The sequence below is a fragment of the Helicobacter suis HS1 genome, from assembly GCF_026000295.1.
Lineage (GTDB): Bacteria > Campylobacterota > Campylobacteria > Campylobacterales > Helicobacteraceae > Helicobacter > Helicobacter suis.
On record NZ_AP026769.1, the window covers coordinates 1,410,377 to 1,427,098 of the forward strand.

The 16,722-nt window shown below is 41.5% G+C and carries 18 protein-coding genes and 1 pseudogene; 11 read left to right on the forward strand and 8 right to left on the reverse strand.

The genetic code is table 11. From position 1 onward, the window contains the following. Window position 1 precedes the first annotated feature (1 nt). The 6 genes from ureB (at window position 2) to OO773_RS07800 (ending at window position 5,166) form a co-directional block, all read left to right on the forward strand. Window positions 2–1,711: an urease subunit beta gene (gene ureB, locus OO773_RS07775; RefSeq protein WP_034375503.1), complete on the forward strand. Its 1,710-nt coding sequence runs from the start codon at window positions 2–4 to the stop codon at window positions 1,709–1,711. A gap of 193 nt (window positions 1,712–1,904) precedes the next feature. Further along, window positions 1,905–2,492 carry an AmiS/UreI family transporter gene (locus OO773_RS07780; protein WP_034375501.1) on the forward strand — a complete coding sequence of 196 codons (588 nt, stop codon included), beginning with the start codon at window positions 1,905–1,907 and terminating at the stop codon, window positions 2,490–2,492. A 12-nt stretch (window positions 2,493–2,504) separates the two neighbouring features. Then, on the forward strand, window positions 2,505–3,029 hold the full coding sequence (locus OO773_RS07785; protein ID WP_006564482.1) for an urease accessory protein UreE: 525 nt from the start codon (window positions 2,505–2,507) through the stop codon (window positions 3,027–3,029). A gap of 7 nt (window positions 3,030–3,036) precedes the next feature. Then, window positions 3,037–3,732, forward strand: a complete 696-nt coding sequence (locus OO773_RS07790; RefSeq protein WP_006565068.1) for an urease accessory protein UreF — start codon at window positions 3,037–3,039, stop codon at window positions 3,730–3,732. A gap of 23 nt (window positions 3,733–3,755) precedes the next feature. Continuing rightward, a complete protein-coding gene (gene ureG, locus OO773_RS07795) occupies window positions 3,756–4,355 on the forward strand; it encodes an urease accessory protein UreG (protein ID WP_006565067.1) in 600 nt (199 codons plus the stop codon). A 10-nt stretch (window positions 4,356–4,365) separates the two neighbouring features. After that, a complete protein-coding gene (locus OO773_RS07800) occupies window positions 4,366–5,166 on the forward strand; it encodes an urease accessory protein UreD (protein ID WP_034375526.1) in 801 nt (266 codons plus the stop codon). 21 nt (window positions 5,167–5,187) lie between these two features. Here OO773_RS07800 and OO773_RS07805 read toward each other — a convergent pair whose 3' ends face one another. From OO773_RS07805 to OO773_RS07820, 4 genes are all read right to left on the reverse strand, one after another. Further along, a complete protein-coding gene (locus OO773_RS07805) occupies window positions 5,188–5,949 on the reverse strand; it encodes an NAD-dependent epimerase/dehydratase family protein (RefSeq protein ID WP_006564478.1) in 762 nt (253 codons plus the stop codon). Window positions 5,950–6,089: 140 nt separating this feature from the next. Then, window positions 6,090–6,656 carry an elongation factor P gene (efp, locus tag OO773_RS07810; protein ID WP_006564477.1) on the reverse strand — a complete coding sequence of 189 codons (567 nt, stop codon included), beginning with the start codon at window positions 6,654–6,656 and terminating at the stop codon, window positions 6,090–6,092. 9 nt (window positions 6,657–6,665) lie between these two features. Further along, a complete protein-coding gene (locus OO773_RS07815; protein WP_006564476.1) occupies window positions 6,666–7,589 on the reverse strand; it encodes a class II fructose-bisphosphate aldolase in 924 nt (307 codons plus the stop codon). 11 nt (window positions 7,590–7,600) lie between these two features. After that, entirely contained in the window at window positions 7,601–8,509 is a 909-nt protein-coding gene (locus tag OO773_RS07820; protein WP_073115580.1) for a peptidylprolyl isomerase, read from the reverse strand. 109 nt (window positions 8,510–8,618) lie between these two features. Between OO773_RS07820 and OO773_RS07825 the strand changes: the two genes are divergently transcribed. Both OO773_RS07825 and OO773_RS07830 read left to right on the forward strand, forming a co-directional pair. Beyond that, a complete protein-coding gene (locus OO773_RS07825) occupies window positions 8,619–8,939 on the forward strand; it encodes a hypothetical protein (protein ID WP_264828519.1) in 321 nt (106 codons plus the stop codon). Beyond that, window positions 8,936–9,337: an EI24 domain-containing protein gene (locus OO773_RS07830; RefSeq protein ID WP_264828520.1), complete on the forward strand. Its 402-nt coding sequence runs from the start codon at window positions 8,936–8,938 to the stop codon at window positions 9,335–9,337. The genes OO773_RS07825 and OO773_RS07830 overlap by 4 nt, the downstream gene beginning before the upstream one ends. Here the strand turns inward: OO773_RS07830 and crcB are convergent. The 3 genes and pseudogenes from crcB to OO773_RS07845 form a co-directional block, all read right to left on the reverse strand. Beyond that, a complete protein-coding gene (gene crcB / locus OO773_RS07835; protein WP_264828521.1) occupies window positions 9,334–9,711 on the reverse strand; it encodes a fluoride efflux transporter CrcB in 378 nt (125 codons plus the stop codon). The two genes, OO773_RS07830 and crcB, sit on opposite strands and share 4 nt — an antisense overlap. A gap of 170 nt (window positions 9,712–9,881) precedes the next feature. Further along, window positions 9,882–10,406, reverse strand: a pseudogene (locus tag OO773_RS07840) (uroporphyrinogen-III synthase); the annotation flags it as partial. Further along, entirely contained in the window at window positions 10,406–10,720 is a 315-nt protein-coding gene (locus OO773_RS07845; protein ID WP_231102802.1) for a rhodanese-like domain-containing protein, read from the reverse strand. The gene OO773_RS07845 and the pseudogene OO773_RS07840, both read right to left, overlap by 1 nt. Before the next feature lie 187 nt (window positions 10,721–10,907). Between OO773_RS07845 and OO773_RS07850 the strand changes: the two genes are divergently transcribed. The 3 genes from OO773_RS07850 to OO773_RS07860 are packed head-to-tail and all read left to right on the forward strand — an operon-like array spanning window position 10,908 to window position 15,063. Beyond that, on the forward strand, window positions 10,908–13,718 hold the full coding sequence (locus OO773_RS07850; RefSeq protein ID WP_040499201.1) for an FAD-binding and (Fe-S)-binding domain-containing protein: 2,811 nt from the start codon (window positions 10,908–10,910) through the stop codon (window positions 13,716–13,718). Further along, complete coding sequence (locus OO773_RS07855) at window positions 13,699–14,385, forward strand: di-trans,poly-cis-decaprenylcistransferase (RefSeq protein ID WP_006564469.1); 687 nt, start codon at window positions 13,699–13,701, stop codon at window positions 14,383–14,385. Before OO773_RS07850 ends, OO773_RS07855 begins: the two co-directional genes overlap by 20 nt. A gap of 6 nt (window positions 14,386–14,391) precedes the next feature. Continuing rightward, the gene (locus OO773_RS07860; RefSeq protein WP_006564468.1) at window positions 14,392–15,063 is read left to right on the forward strand and encodes an HAD family hydrolase; all 672 of its coding nucleotides are present in this window, start codon (window positions 14,392–14,394) and stop codon (window positions 15,061–15,063) included. Here the strand turns inward: OO773_RS07860 and OO773_RS07865 are convergent. Then, window positions 15,035–16,699, reverse strand: coding sequence for an ABC transporter ATP-binding protein/permease (locus OO773_RS07865; RefSeq protein WP_050780199.1), 1,665 nt, complete (start codon window positions 16,697–16,699; stop codon window positions 15,035–15,037). The two genes, OO773_RS07860 and OO773_RS07865, sit on opposite strands and share 29 nt — an antisense overlap. Window positions 16,700–16,722 lie beyond the last annotated feature (23 nt).

Sequence of the window (16,722 nt, forward strand, 5' to 3'; positions counted from 1 at the left end):
GATGAAAAAAATCTCTAGGAAAGAATATGTTTCTATGTATGGCCCCACTACAGGCGATAAAGTCAGACTAGGCGATACAGATCTGATTTTAGAAGTAGAGCATGACTGCACCACTTATGGCGAAGAAATCAAATTTGGGGGCGGGAAAACTATCCGCGATGGGATGGGCCAAACCAATAGCCCCAGCAGCCATGAGTTAGATTTAGTGATTACTAACGCCCTAATTGTAGACTACACCGGGATTTACAAAGCCGACATTGGCATTAAAGATGGCAAGATCCATGGCATTGGTAAAGCCGGCAATAAAGACATTCAAGACGGCGTTTGCAACCGCCTTTGTGTAGGTCCTGCTACAGAAGCACTAGCTGGTGAAGGTTTAATTGTTACAGCTGGCGGGATTGATACCCACATTCACTTTATTTCTCCACAACAAATCCCCACCGCTTTTGCTAGCGGCATTACAACCATGCTTGGAGGCGGAACAGGCCCTGCTGATGGTACTAATGCGACAACTATCACTCCAGGCCGCTGGAATTTAAAAGAAATGCTCCGCGCCTCTGAAGAATACGCCATGAATTTAGGCTACATGGGTAAAGGTAATGTTTCTTATGAACCTTCTTTGGTTGAACAACTTGAAGCTGGGGCTATTGGCTTTAAAATCCATGAAGACTGGGGCAGCACACCTTCAGCTATCCACCATGCTCTTAAAATTGCTGATGAGTATGATGTACAAGTGGCTATCCACACCGATACTCTTAATGAAGCTGGCTGTGTAGAAGACACTTTAGAAGCCATTGCAGGGCGCACTATCCACACTTTCCACACAGAAGGCGCAGGCGGTGGGCACGCTCCAGATGTGATTAAAATGGCTGGAGCTTTTAATGTTTTACCAGCCTCTACTAACCCCACTATCCCCTTTACCAAAAACACCGAAGCCGAACATATGGATATGTTAATGGTTTGCCACCACTTGGATAAAAACATTAAAGAGGATGTGGAATTTGCTGACTCTAGGATTCGCCCCCAAACTATCGCCGCAGAAGACAAACTCCATGACATGGGGATTTTCTCCATTACAAGCTCTGACTCTCAAGCTATGGGGCGTGTGGGTGAAGTGATTACCCGCACTTGGCAAACTGCGGATAAAAACAAAAAAGAATTTGGTCGCTTGAAGGAAGAAACAGGCGATAATGACAATTTCCGCATCAAACGCTACATCTCCAAATACACCATTAACCCCGCTATCGCACATGGCATTTCTGAATATGTGGGTTCTGTAGAAGTGGGCAAATATGCAGATTTGGTGCTTTGGAGTCCTGCTTTCTTTGGCATTAAACCTAACATGATTATCAAAGGTGGTATGATTGCACTCTCTCAAATGGGTGATGCCAATGCTTCTATTCCTACTCCTCAACCCGTTTACTACCGCGAAATGTTTGGACACCATGGTAAAGCCAAATTTGATACCAATATTACTTTTGTGTCTCGAGTGGCTTATGAAAACGGCATTAAACATGAACTTGGCTTACAAAGAAAAGTATTGCCTGTGAAAAACTGCCGCAACATCACCAAAAAAGACCTCAAATTCAACGATGTAACCGCTCACATTGAGGTCAATCCTGAAACCTACAAAGTCAAAGTAGACGGGCAGGAAGTTACTTCTAAAGCTGCTGATAAAATTAGCTTAGCTCAACTCTACAACTTGTTCTAGTTTCTTGGTTCTTTAGTCCCCGTAGGAGGGGGGCTTTTGTGCCCGACTCTTGCGTTTAAATGGGGTTTAAAAGCCCTGTATTTTGTGCTAACTTAAAAGGGGTGGGGGGTTTACTTTCTTAGTTTATAATGGGAGTTACAGAGGATTCTTCCGTTTTAAACGGCAAAATCTCTAGTTTGTTCAAAGGATAGGAATGCTAGGACTTGTGTTATTGTATGTTGCGATCGTTTTGATCAGCAATGGTGTGTGCGGGCTTACTGGTGTGGATCCCAAAAGTAAAGCCGTCATGAACTACTTTGTAGGTGGGATCTCTATTGTTTGTAATATAGTGGCTATCGTTTACTCCACTTTCCACGCCGCTCCACTTGTAGCAGGACCAGAAGATATACAACAAGTATCACAGCACTTAATTAACTTCTATGGCCCTGCTACTGGCTTGTTATTCGGTGTTACTTACTTGTATGCAGCCATTAACAATACTTTTAATTTAGACTGGCGTCCTTATGGGTGGTACTGCTTGTTTGTAACCATCAATACGATTCCTGCTGCCATTCTATCCCACTATTCTGATGCGCTTGAAGCCCACCGCTTTTTAGGCATTACTGAGGGTGATTGGTGGGCCTTTATCTGGTTGGCTTGGGGTGTGCTCTGGTTAACTGGTTGGATTGAGGAAGTGGCTAAAATTAAATTAGGTAATTTTGTCCCTTGGCTTGCTATCATTGAGGGGATTATAACCGCTTGGCTTCCTGCTTGGCTTCTCTTTATCGAACACTGGGTGTAAGAAGGCTAGAGTTTGCTAGTAGAAACCATTTTAGGCAATATCCACAAGAGAGATTGCTCTAAAGAGCTGGATTTTGTGGATCTGGAGTGGTTTGATAGCCAAAAACGCATGGGGCGCTTTGCTTCAAGGGGAGGGGTGGAAGTGGTGATGAAACTTAGTAACCCTTCTAAAATGGGTTTGCGCGATGGGGATATTTTATTTGAAGACACCCATAATATCATCGCTATTAACATTCTCCCCACAGAGGTACTTTGCGCCTACGCTTCTAATACAGATGAAGTGGCTAGAATTTGCTATGAAGTAGGTAACCGCCACGCTTCTCTTTATTATGGGGATCAACCTTTGAGTTTTAAAACTCCATTTGAAAAGCCCATGCAGATATTATTTGAAAAATTGGGTGTTAGACATGGCATTTTAAAAAGCAAACTAGACGCCTCTAAACGCATTTCTGTAAGCGCTCCCCATGCAGATCCCTTAGATATTAAACCTATGAAGTTTATAGACAGCACAGATTTGCAAATTGTGATCAAAAAATAGGATAGCCATGCACGCGGATTTTTTATTGCTCCAGATCAATGATGCCATGTTTCCCATTGGCAGTTACACCCACTCTTTCGGGCTAGAAACCTATATCCAACAAAAAGAAGTTAAGGACAAGCAAAGCGCGCTTGCTTATTTACAGGCTAATCTCTCCACCCAATTTCTATACACCGAACTTTTAAGCCTCAAACTGGTTTATACGCATGCTAAAGAAGGGGGGCAGAGTACAGAACCCCATTTAGGGCATATTTTAGATATTGAGGAGCGCGTGTGTTTAGCCACACCTCCCTTAGAATTGCGCCAAGCCAATCAAAAACTAGGTAGCCGCTTTCTAAAAACTCTTTTGGTTTTAGATTTGCCCTTTAGCCCCTTTTTTAAAGCCTATGCGCAAGCCACCACAACCCCTACACATGCCACTAGTTACGGGGTTTTTTGCGCCTCTATGGGATTTGATTTAGAAGTTAGCTTAAAACATTATCTCTACGCCCAGAGTTCTAACATGGTGATTAATTGCGTTAAAACCATTCCCTTAGCCCAAAACGATGGCCAACGCATTTTACTTGCCTTGCAAGAGAGCTTTAAAGATATTTTAAATACTTTGCAATCTTTAAATATTTCACATCTATGCGCGGCGAGTGTTCTTAATGACATTAGAGCCATGCAGCATGAAGATTTATACTCCAGACTTTATATGTCTTAATCTTTACATTTCAAAGGAATAACATGGTTAAAATCGGCGTTTGTGGGCCTGTGGGCAGTGGAAAAACAGCTTTAATTGAGGCACTCACCCGCGCGATGAGTACAGATTATAGTATCGGGGTGGTTACTAATGATATTTACACCAAAGAGGATGCCGAATTTTTATGTAAAAATTCAGTGATGCCAAGAGAGCGCATTATCGGGGTAGAGACCGGAGGTTGCCCACACACCGCCATTAGAGAAGATGCTTCTATGAATTTAGAGGCGGTAGAGGAGTTGCATCATAAATTTCCGGATATTCAATTGATGTTTATTGAAAGCGGGGGGGATAATCTTTCTACCACCTTTAACCCAGAGCTAGCAGACTTTACAATCTTTGTTATTGATGTGGCTGAGGGGGATAAAATCCCAAGAAAAGGCGGGCCGGGCATTACGCGATCTGATCTACTCATCATTAATAAAATTGATCTAGCGCCCTATGTGGGGGCTGATTTGGGTGTGATGGATCGCGATTCTAAAAAAATGCGCGGAGAAAAACCCTTTTTATTCACCAATATCCGCAATAAAGAGGGCTTAGATCGCGTCATAGGCTGGATTAAAAAATACGCGCTTTTAGAAGATTAAAATGGAGCAAATAAGCAGTTATCCACAAGAATCAAAACTCTATCTGAAAACCAAGATAGGGCAGGCGGGTCGCTGTATCATTGAGGATAATTATTTCACCCCCCCCTTTAAGCTCATGCCCCCCTTTTATGAGGGAAATCGCGCAGAAATTATACTTATCGCGGTGAGTCCGGGAATGCTTAAGGGTGATGCGCATGATATTAAAATAGAGGTAGGCGCGCATTGCCAACTCAAGCTCTCTAGCCAAAGCTTTGAAAAAATCCAAGATACAGAAGATGGCTATGCAAGCCGTTATACCCAAATCCAAGTAAAGCCCCACGCTTTTTTAGATTTTTCTCCCCTGCCTCTTATTCCTTTCAAAAACGCGCATTTCCAAAACCACAGCTCTATTATCTTGCACCCTGACTCACAACTGCTTTATAGCGAAATCATCACTGCCGGGCGTATCGCCCATGGCGAAACTTTTGCCTTCAAGCGCCTACACTCTACGCTTAATATCTCTTATCAAGAAAATGGCACTACAAGACCTCTTTTTTTAGATAATACCCTGTTAGAACCTACGCACATGGATTTAAAAAACCCTTGCATGTTTGGAGACTTTACCCATTATCTCAATGCCATTCTTTTTACTAAAAGCCTACCCCTAGAAAATATCAAAACACTTATTGAGCAATCTAAGCTTAATGCGGGGGTGAGCATATTACCTGCAAGGTTAGCAGAAGGCTATACCAGCCTCTGTATCAAAGCTCTAGCCTGTGGCTCAGAACCCTTATTAAATCTGCGTAAAGCGGTATCTCAGCTGCTTAATTAATAACTTTTATTTTACCAATGGTTATTTTATTGGTAGAGAAAATCGCGCGTCCCATTCTGGAAATGTGCTACAAAATTTACTAGTATCTAAGCGTTTATCTTGATCAGCAACATTATAAACACCGCTTTTATCACTTTTCACTGCTAGAAATGCGGCAAATACGGCAGCATCAACATGGAGGGAGGGGGCAAATTCTACAGGCGCTTTGTAGCCAGAGTCTGCGCCATAAAGCCAGCCATTGCGCAAGATAATGGCCGTATCAAACTTGCCATTAAGCACTTGTTGTTCAAGGCTATAAACAGCTTGAGCTGTTTGGCCATAAACCGGGTCATTAAAATCAAGCAATGGGGATTCTTCTGTGTGGGGTTGGTTACTTGGAGCATAGACAAAAGCAATACTTTGTGCAATAAATTTTTTAGCGTTGGCTTTTTCTGCTGCACGCACGAGATTGCGCGTACCCTCATCACGAATACGCGCGTTGCGCACTAAAGCCTCTGGCATTTTATCGGCGGGTAAACCATCTGGCAGGTCTGTAAGTTGGTGGATAACAATCTCAGGCTGTATTGCCATAATAGCCTGCTCTAGTGTGTCTACATCAAATACATCTACAACAACAGGTTTTACACCAATGCCAATAAGCCTATCAACTTTTGTAGTTAAACGGGTTGTGCCAAATACGGGATAACCAGCCTCCACTAACATTTTTGCTAGTGGATAACCAATAACACCGCTTGCGCCCGCTAAAAAAATAGTCTTTTCTGAAAACTCCTTTTTCCGGAACATAGCAAACCTTTAGTTTTTGACCTCCCCGCGCTCTTAAGCTAGAGAATTGATTAGGAGCGACAAATTTAGCATGCGCCCCAATCCGCTTAGCTTAAGCTTACGGGCTTTACAGCGCAGTTTGTAACTTCCCTAATTGAGTTTTAAACTTTGAGCTTTTCTAAATACTCCCCAGTTTGGGTATTAACTTTAATCACCTCCCCCTCTAGCACATGGAAAGGCACTTGCACCACTGCCCCGGTTTCTAAAGTTGCGGGTTTCTTGCTTGCGCTGGAGGTATCCCCTCTAAAATTAGGCGGAGTCTGCGTAATTTTCAATGCCACCACCTGAGCTACCTCTACCGAAATAGCCTTTTCATTATGAAAGAGTACATCTACCTGCGAACCTTCTAACATCCATTTGGGCGCTTCGCCCACTTGATCGCTACTTAATGCAATCTGCTCATAACTTTCTGTATCCATGAACTGATAAGCCGATCCGTCAAAATAGAGAAACTGCATGGGTTTTTGCAATAAATTAGGCTCTTCGCACTTATCCCCCGCATGGAAAGTCTTTTCTATCACTTTGCCATCTAAAAAAGATTTAATTTTAGCCCGTACAAAGGCCGCTCCCTTGCCCGGTTTGACATGTTGGTACTCTACAATGCGATAAGGAACGCCTTGTATCTCAATTTTTAGATTTTTTTTAAGTTCACCCATTCCAATGGCCATGCACTCTCCTTAAATTTTATGCGCGCTACCTAAAACTTGCATGCGCCCTACAATTACAGCCTTCACTGCCTCTATACCCGGATTAAAATACTTGCGTAAATCAAATTCGCTAGGGTTTTCCCGTGCCATTTTGCGCACCTGAGCGATGAAGGCTAGGCGCAAATCTGTATCAATGTTAACTTTATTCACTCCGCCTTTAATCGCCTCCTCAAGAAAACTAAAGGGCACGCCCTTACTTCCCTTTAAATCCCCACCAGTAGCCAAAAAAGCCTGCCGTACACTCTCAGGAATAGAACTTGCCCCGTGTAGTACAAGTGGGATATTGGTGCGCTTTTTTACCTCTACTAATCGTTTAAAATCTAATTTAGGCTCGCCTTTGAATTTAAACGCCCCATGGCTAGTGCCAATGGCTGGGGCTAAATAATCCACATGGCTTTTTTGGACAAATTCTTCGGCCTCGTTAGGGTTAACCAACACCGCTTCTTTTTCATCTACTGAAATATTATCCTCTATACCCATTAAACGGCCTAATTCTGCTTCTACGCTTACGCCATGCGCGTGGGCGTATTTTACAACCTGCGTAGTGAGCTCTAAATTTTCTTTAAAAGGGTGGTGGGAGGCATCGATCATAACAGAGGTAAAACCCGCATCTACAGCCCTTTTACAGCTCTCAAAACTCGTTCCATGATCTAAATGCAAAGCCACAGGGATTTGTGGGTAGCGCTTGGCCATAGTGTGTACTAGACTTAAAACCATGTCTATTCCCAAATATTTGATCGCCCCCTCGCTGGCCTGCACGATCAAAGGCGATTGAGCGCTATCAGCCGCTTCAAAAATAGCCCGTAACATCTCTACATTGACAAAATTAAACGCCCCCACCCCATAACCCTCTTTGTGAGCTTTGTTGAGAATCTCACTTCCCTTTACTAGCATTCAAACCTCTCTTAATCTTGGACAATATTAATCCGCACATTTTTACGCAATTTTTCTAATTCCCCTTTGACATATTCTTGGAATTGGTGTTCTTTAAGAATGCCGATAATGGTTTGTCTAGCTTGTTCAAAGGTAGGTGTTTTGGGCTCGTTTTTACTCATCAGATAAATAACATGGTAGCCAAACTCTGTTTTGACGGGGGTTTTGGTGTAGCTACCGGGTTTGAGAGCAAAAACAGCATTAGAAAACTCAGGCGCCATTTGGTTTTTTTGGAATTTACCTAAATCCCCCCCATTCTTAGAGTTTTTGGTATTTGGATCAATAGATTCGCGGTTAGCAATATCAATAAACTCTTTTTCTATACGGGTTTTAGGGGTTTTATTAAGCTCAGAGATCACCCGTTTAGCATCGGCTTCTGTTTTGACAAGAATATGTCTTGCTTTGGCTTCTTGTTGGACAAATTGCGTTTTATTGTCTTGGTAATATTTCCTTAGTTGATCTTCTGGAATATCCTCTTTGCCAATTGCTTCTGCCTGATGTTTAGCCCAAATTTCTACAAGGAGCTGTTTTTTATAGCCAGCCATTCTTTTAGCAAATTCTGCTGTATCGTCTAATTTTTCTTTTTTAGCTTCTCTTTCAATCAATAGATTATTAATTGCTTGCTCAAGCAAGGCTTTTTTTTGTTCAGGTTTAAGTTTATTGAAGTCAAAATTTGGGTTGCGTTGTTTGATAACATCAAAATCATTCTCTGTAATGCTCACCACATCGGGTTTTTCAGGCCTACTATGTCTTCCATGTCTGCCTTTCTTTTTATTTACTTGTGTGTCTGGGAAAGTTACCGTGGCTAAAGTTTTAGCCCCAACAATCCCTACACTAAGAATACCCGTTAATACAAAACCCACAAAGCTTTTTTTAACCATAAAGTTCTCCAAAGTATTGTAAAATGAGACCTCGCATGTGCAAGGTATGAATAGGGCATTCTAGCATGCTAAACTTAATAAAAGCCATGTAGTTAAAGAAAGAGGAAGTATGAACACACCACTACAAACGATTAAACAAAGCTGGAAAGATTTTTTAAGCTGGAAGATGTTAGCCCTTAATTTAGGCCCTGTTGTACTTGGCCTGCTCTTTTGGGGTATTTTGCTCTTTTATTTTGGGGGAAACTTAGTACGCATTTTAGAGGGCTTTTTGCCCACTAGTTGGTATCAATACGCCCACACTAGCGGTTTACTACCCGCCTTGTTCTTGCTTGCTTTTAAACTCTTTGCCTATGTTTTGCTTGTGCTCTTAGTGCTGGTGTTAAGTTTAGTGGGCAATCTTTTTATCTCTCTTTTTTATACCCCCTTGTGATCACCTCTTTACACAAACGCTATTACAGCGATCTAGCCTTAGAAAATTTTGGGGATTTGAGCCGCAATATCCAGCATTTTTTAAAACAGCTAGCTTATTTATGTTTGTTTTTGGTGGTGTGTATTCCGCTTTATTTTATCCCTTTTATTGGGGTGTTTATCTCGCTTATTCCGCACTACTTCTTTTTCAAAAATACCCTATTGTTTGATGTAGGGAGCTCTATTTACAACGAACAAACCTACCAAAAAATCCTCATAGACTACAAAGTGATTAACCACAAGATCGCCATCGCAGCCTATCTTTTCTCTCTTATCCCTGTTTTTAATTTCTTTGCTACTTTACTCCAAACCATCATTTTAGCCCGCCACTTTTTAGAGATCAAGGCTCATAAGGTTTAGCTAAAAAATTTAGCTAGCCCCCAGCCTAAAGCCACACACAAAAAGCCTAAAAGGTTACTCCCTAAAACATACACAAGGGCTTCTAAAAGCGCCTGTTTTTGCAATAATTTAAGCGTGTCTAGCCCAAAGGAGGAGAAAGTTGTAAAGCCCCCTAAAACACCGGTGATTAAAAGCGCGCTCATTTTATCACTAAGCAAAGATTTAGCGGCCAAATGCCCTAAAAAGCCAATCACAAAACAGCCGATGAGATTAACGCTAAAAGTACCTAGCGGGAAACTCTCCCAGATTAAAAAACGCGTAGGCATCATTTTACCCACAAAGTAGCGCAAAGAATCCGTTTGGGTTGTGGGGTGATTGGTGAACAAGCCAACCATGCGCTTAAACAAAGCCAGCAAAAAATCGGACCCGATCCAGCCACGATTGCCACAGCGATGATATCTTGCAAACGGGGTTTTGGGCTTTTAAGGGCGTGGATATTTGGTCCAAAAGTTTCAAAGGTACTTTCGCCTAGCGCAATGGCAGTATAAGAATTATCCCAGCTAAAGCAATAACAAAAGATTTTATAGGCACTAGGCGCGCTAAAGATCAGCACAGAATGAGGCTTTGGTTTATCTGTAAGTTTAAGGGGTTTACTTTCATAAACAATTAAAGAGGGCAAATGATTAAAAACAGAAGAGGCCACCTCTTTAGCGCGTACAAAAAGGGTATTTCTAGGGAGGGTGATTTCTTGAACCAAATCTTTAGCATGGCCACCTTGACCCACAAACGCTACACAAAAGCCTAAATCTTTGGCAACTTGAGCGCTTTTTTCTGCCAAAACAAAAACAGGGAGGGTTTTTAAAAAATCAAGCGCTTTTGTTTCTAAAGAATGGGTAAGAGCTAGGGGGGCGTGTTTGGAGGTAAAAAGCAAAGCCTGCATATTTTGAATAAAAAGAGGCGGGCTAAGAGTGGAGCTTAAAAAACCCTCTTTGTAGACAAGAGGCAAGTAAATAATTTCACTACAAATTAAATTAGTGATAGCCACATCGCCTACATAGGGGGTCATTCCCACCACTACAATAGGGCGCATCAGCCCTCCACCACCTCCAAGCCAAAAGCCTTAAAGTCTTCAAAATTGGCCTTAAGAAAATAAATATTTTCCACTCCTGCGCTGTGTAATAGATCTGCATATCTAGCAGCCGTGTTTCCATGCCAGCATTGCAACAAAATTTTTGTCTTTGGGGAGGAAAGGGCAAAATCTTTAATGGCCTCTAAATCCTCTAAATTTTTAGCCTCTTTGAGGTGTGCCTCTTGGTAAGATTTTGCATCGCGAATGTCTAAAATGCAATAATCCTTGGGGTTAAAATCTTGCAAATCCACGCAGTAGTTAGCCTCTTTTATCATGGTTTATCCTTATTTAGTGAAGTGGCGCGCATTGTAGCATAATATTGGAGGGTTTTATTCTATCGGCTAGAATGGGATTTTTGCTAAAAAATTATCAATAATTAAAAATGTTAGCGCACCCATAGATGAGAGCCAAAGTGTGCTTAATATGGTAAAATATTTTCCCATATTAGAATAAAGGTTGATCATGCAAGAAAATTACGCTAAATTTTATGAAGAAGCCCAACAATTCTTAGGCGATCGAATCTATAAAGACTATCTGCGCCGCCTAGTTTATGGCACAGATGCCTCATGTTATCACTACATTCCCCAGATCGTGATTAAAGCCCTTAATGAAACAGAGATCATTAAGATTTATGCTTTAGCTCACAAATATAAAACCCCTCTTACTTTCAGAGCAGCGGGTAGCTCGCTTTCAGGGCAAAGTTGCTCTGAGGGGGTGTTGGTAATGGCTAGTTTGGGCTGGCAAGAAATTAAGCCAAATGGTGAGAGTATCCGTTTGGGTTGTGGGGTGATTGGTGAACAAGCCAACCATGCGCTTAAACAAAGCCAGCAAAAAATCGGACCCGATCCAGCCACGATTGCCACAGCGATGATAGGGGGGATTTTAGCCAATAATGCTAGCGGTATGTGTTGTGGGGTGAAACAAAATAGTTACCAAACCCTTAAATCTATCCGTGTGATCTTAAGCGATGGCACGCTTTTAGACACCTCTGATAGCGCTAGTATAGAAAGTTTTAGAAAAAGCCATGCCAAACTTTTAGAAGGTCTTTTAAATTTGCGCCAAGAAATTTTAGACGATGCTGAGTTACACGCTTTAATCCACAAAAAATACCAGATTAAAAACACTACCGGTTATGGCCTTAATTCTTTGATTGATTTTGAAGACCCCATTGATATTTTAAGCCATTTATTCATCGGATCGGAGGGGACTTTGGGATTTATCGCCTCTTGTGAACTTGTTTGTGTACCGGATTTACCCTATAAAACTTGTTTGTTACTCTTTTATGAAACTTTAGGATTAGCCATAGACGGGGTGCGCATTTTAGCACAAAATGCGGATAAAATTAGTTCGGCTGAGGTGATGGATTTTGCGTGTTTGGCCTCTGTACAAGGGCATGAGGGCATGCCAGAAGTGCTCCAAGAAATCAAACCCGGTTATGCCTGTATTTTGGTGCAGTTAGAGCACAAAGACCCTAAAATTTTAAACAAAAACACCAAAGCCGTTCTTAAGGCGCTAGCTAGCGCCCCTACAATTTTACCCATAGCCCAAAGTTCTGATGAGAGCGAATATAGTAAGTGGTGGAAAATCCGTAAAAGTATGTTCCCCATTGTAACGGGTAGACGGCGCGTAGGGGCAAGTGTGATCACTGAAGATCTATGTTTTACAATGGATAATATCAAAGAAGGGATTGCCTCTTTAGAGCAACTTTTAGAAAAGCATGGCTTTAAAGATAATGGGGTGATTTTTGGGCATGCACTAAGTGGCAATGTACACTTTGTAATCACCCCGCTTTTATCAGAAGAATCTGAAAGAGAACATTTTGAGGGCTTAGTATCAGACATGGCGCATATGGTGGCTTCTTTACAAGGTTCGATCAAAGCCGAGCATGGCACAGGGCGCATGGTTGCTCCCTTTGTAGAGCTTGAATGGGGTAAAAAGGCTTATGGGATTTGCCAACAAATTAAAGCCTTGTTTGATCCAGAAAAACTTTTAAATCCAGATGTGATTCTCTCAGATGATCCACAAATCCATACCAAAAATTTAAAATTAAGCACCCCCATTGCTCCGGAATTAGAACCTTGTATGGAATGTGGGTTTTGTGAGCGCATTTGTCCTAGCCGTTATCTCTCCCTCACCCCAAGACAGCGCATTGTATTACAAAGAGAGATTGCACACTTACAAGAGCGCGTTAAAAATGGGCATGTATCCGATCAAGCTATGCTAAAAGAATTATTAGAAGGCTATGATTTTTTAAGCGATGAAACTTGTGCGGCTTGTCATATGTGTTCTACACTCTGCCCACTAGGCATTGATAGCGCCACTATTGCGCTTAAAAGCCGCCAAAGAGTGAAAGCGCCTAGTTTAGCTAAGGTTATTTTAGAACATATGGATACAACTATAAACGCGCTTAAAGTGGGGCTTAGCACGGCTAAAATGGGTCAAGTTGTTTTAGGTTCTACTAATTTACAAAAACTAGCTTTAAAAGCCCATGCCAAACTAGGCACGCCAGCGGTTTCAAAATTCATGCCACAGAAAAACACCTATAAACTGCATGACAAACCGGCTAAAAAGAATGTGCTTTATTTTTCTACCTGTATTAACCGCGCTTTTGCACCCTCTGCTTTCATGCCCGATCAGCGCAGTTTACAAGAAGTCTTTGAATCACTATGTACTAAGGCGGGTTATGGCGTGATTTATCCTCAAGAGTTGCCTAAATTTTGCTGTGGTAAGGCCTTTATTAACTATCAGGATTTAAGCATACAAAACCAAGCCAAAAACGCCCACTTATTACACACTCTCTCCAGAAGTGGAGAAGTCCCCATTGTGCTTGATCACAGCGCGTGTAGTGCCTATCTCATTGAAAGTTTTAAGGATCAAGGGCTTTTAATTTATGACATACCCATTTTTATTAAAGAGGTTTTACTCCCCTCTTTAAAAATACAGCCTTTAGAGGAGAATGTGGCGGTTTATACCATGTGTTCTGCTAAGAGATTAGGCTATCAAGAGCAAATGCGATTCTTAGCCAAAAGTTGTACACGCGGGGAAGTGGTTGAGCATATTGATACCGGTTGCTGTGGCTTTGCGGGGGATAAAGGGTTTTTAACACCTGAACTTAATGAGCATGCTCTTTTAGATTTTGCGCGTTTTTATGAGGATAAGAATTTAAAGCGCGGGTTTTGTAGTTCAAGTACCTGTGAAGTGGGCTTAAGCCAACATGCCAAAATTCCCTTCCAACACATCGCGTACTTGGTAGATGCTTGTGCGCAATCCTGAGCATTTGGCCATTATTATGGATGGCAATGGGAGGTGGGCTAAACAACAGGGTAAGCCTCGCACCTATGGCCACAGAAAAGGTGTGGGGGTTTTGCGTAATATCACTGTCTGGTGTGCACAAAACCAGATTCGCTACCTCACCCTGTATGCTTTTTCTACAGAAAATTGGAGTCGCCCCCAAACGGAAGTGGATTTTTTAATGGGTATTCTTAAAAAGTATCTTAAAGAGGAACGCGCCACCTATTTAGAAAATAATATCCGTTTTAAAGTCATTGGCGATTTGAAGAAATTTAGCCCCTCTTTGCAAAAAACGATTTTAAATTTAGAACAAGAGACGACGCATAATAACGCCTTAACTCAAGTTTTAGCGCTTAATTATGGTAGCCGTGATGAGATTGCCCGGGCATGTATTAATCTGATTAAAAAAGGGGCAAAGGGGGATATGCAACATCTAATCGCGCAACACCTAGATACGGCCGGTTTACCCGATGTGGATTTATTGGTGCGCACTGGAGGGGAAATGCGCCTTTCTAATTTTTTATTGTGGCAATCTAGTTATGCGGAGCTTTTTTTTAGCCCAGTGCTATGGCCTGATTTTACGCCTGCGCATTTACAAGAAATCATTGCCCTATTTAACCAGCGGCAACGCAAATTTGGTAGGGTGTGAGAAAGGATTGCTATGTTAGTGGTTATCTGGGATTTTGATGGGGTGATCTTTGATAGCATGCATTTAAAGTGTGAGGGCTTTAAAACGCTATTTAAACGGCATGCAAAAACAAGTCAAGAGGCTTTAAAAGCCTTTGAGGATTATCATTATACAAGTGGTGGGATAGGCCGCGCTGAAAAGATTACCTATTTTTATAACCATATTCTCAAACAACCCCTAAAAGCCGCCCAAATAGAAGCCCTTGTAGATGAATTTGGACAAATCATTACAAAAGACCTTTTTTCAAGAGAACATCTAAATCAAGATGTGCTAAATTTTATCAAAGCCCATTATCAAAACTGCACTTTTCATATCGCTTCTGCGGCCTTGCATAGCGAGTTACAGATCTTGTGTGAGTTTTTAGGTCTCTTGCCCTATTTTAAAAGCATTGAGGGTAGCCCTCCCTCTAAGGCTAAAGTTTTGGCTAATTTGAAAACCGCATATGCTTACACAAGTCAAGAAATGCTTTTAATTGGGGATAGCAAAAGCGATTATGAAAGCGCACGGGTAAATAACATCAGCTTTTTAGGGTATAACAGCGCCTTTTTACAAGATATGCTCCCACAGGCCTATATCACAAGTTTTCAGGGGCTAGATTTAAAGACTCTAGCTACAAAGGCTGGCTCAAATCAATTTTAACATCACATCTTTCAATGGTACTAAGACGGTGGGCAATGACTAGCAAGGTTTTATCCTGTGTAATGGCATAAATTTCATCCATGATTTTTGTTTCTGTAGAGGTGTCTAGGGCTGAAGTGGCCTCGTCTAAAACCAGAACTTCAGGATCATCATAAAGCGCACGGGCGATACCGATACGCTGTTTTTGCCCCCCGCTTAGATTAATCCCCCCCTCACCTATGCGGCTTTCTATCCCATTATGTGTACACAAAAAGTCATAAATACATGCCCGCTTGCACACCTCAATCACTCTTTTTTCATCTAATGGGCTACCACAGGCTACATTGTCTGCTACAGTGCCATCAAAGAGATAGATATTCTGTGGGATATAGCCTATTTTTTGCCGCCAACTGCGGATATTTTGAGAATCAAGGGGTTTTTCATCAATAAAAATTGTGCCTTTATTAGGGTAAAGAACCCCTATGATGATGTCTACAAGAGTGGATTTACCACAGCCACTAGGCCCAATAAAGGCGACCTTTTGCCCTTTCTTGATAGTGAGGTTAATATTTTGCAAAATTGGGTGGCTTCTTCTGTAAGCAAAGTAGATATTTTGCAAAATAATATTTTGAGAAAAACGCAAGGGTAAATCCCCCTCCTCTTGAATGGGGCGTTTGAGTTCTCTATAAATATTAGTGATTGCATGCTGGCTATAAAGAATGGTGTTAAAACAGCCTAAAATCTTGCTAATAGAGGGGAGCATGCGATAAAGCGCTAGGGCATACATAGAGATAATGGGCAAAACCATTTTGGCATCGCCGTATTTGTGTAGCACATAAACTACTGAGAGAATAAGCAAGCTAAAACCCACAGTCTCTAAAAATTTAGTAGGAATAGCTTGCAGGGTCTGTGTGGTGGTTTGGATTTTAGCGCGGCTTAAACTGCTTTGGCTAAAGTCGCTATGGGCTTGTAGATACTTATCCTTGAGCTTTGTGATTTTAAAATTACCAAAAAATTTAGCAAATACTTGATCAGCGCCGATGTTAGAGGTGGTGATTGCCTGCCCTTTTTTTTGGATAATCTTAGCAACATACTTACTAATAAAAATCACCTGTAGGATCAAAATCACACTCAAAACAAGAGTCATTTTCCAATTAGTCAATACAAGCATGCTATAAAGAAAAAGAACGGTGGTGATTTCTGTAAAAATACCAATCAGAGCGCCAAAGCTCTCTAAAACTTGGTAACTCTTGCTATTAATGGTGTTTCTGGTGTGGTTAACATCCATCGTGATATGTTCCAGATAAGAGATTTTTAAATAACACATGAAAAGTTGTTGGGCTAGATCATGGGCTTTGTGGGAGCTAAAGCGGGTATAAAGGTAGGTAAAAAGCAAAGAGTAACCCATGCGGAAAAGATAAAGACCTACTAGCATAAAAGCAAAGAGATAAGCAAAATGCAAAGGACTTGAAAAGTGTAGCGCTTCATAGACAGCATGGCCATAGCGGTTAGAAAGAACAAGATCAGGGGAGCTAGCAAGGGTGATAAAGGGCATGATCATGCTAATAGAGAAGGTTTCTATTATGCTTAAAAGAATGGAGCCTAAGGTGAGCCAAGTTAATGTCTTTTTATCTCTTTTATTGGTGAGGGCAAACATTTGAGAAATGGTGCGTAAAAAAA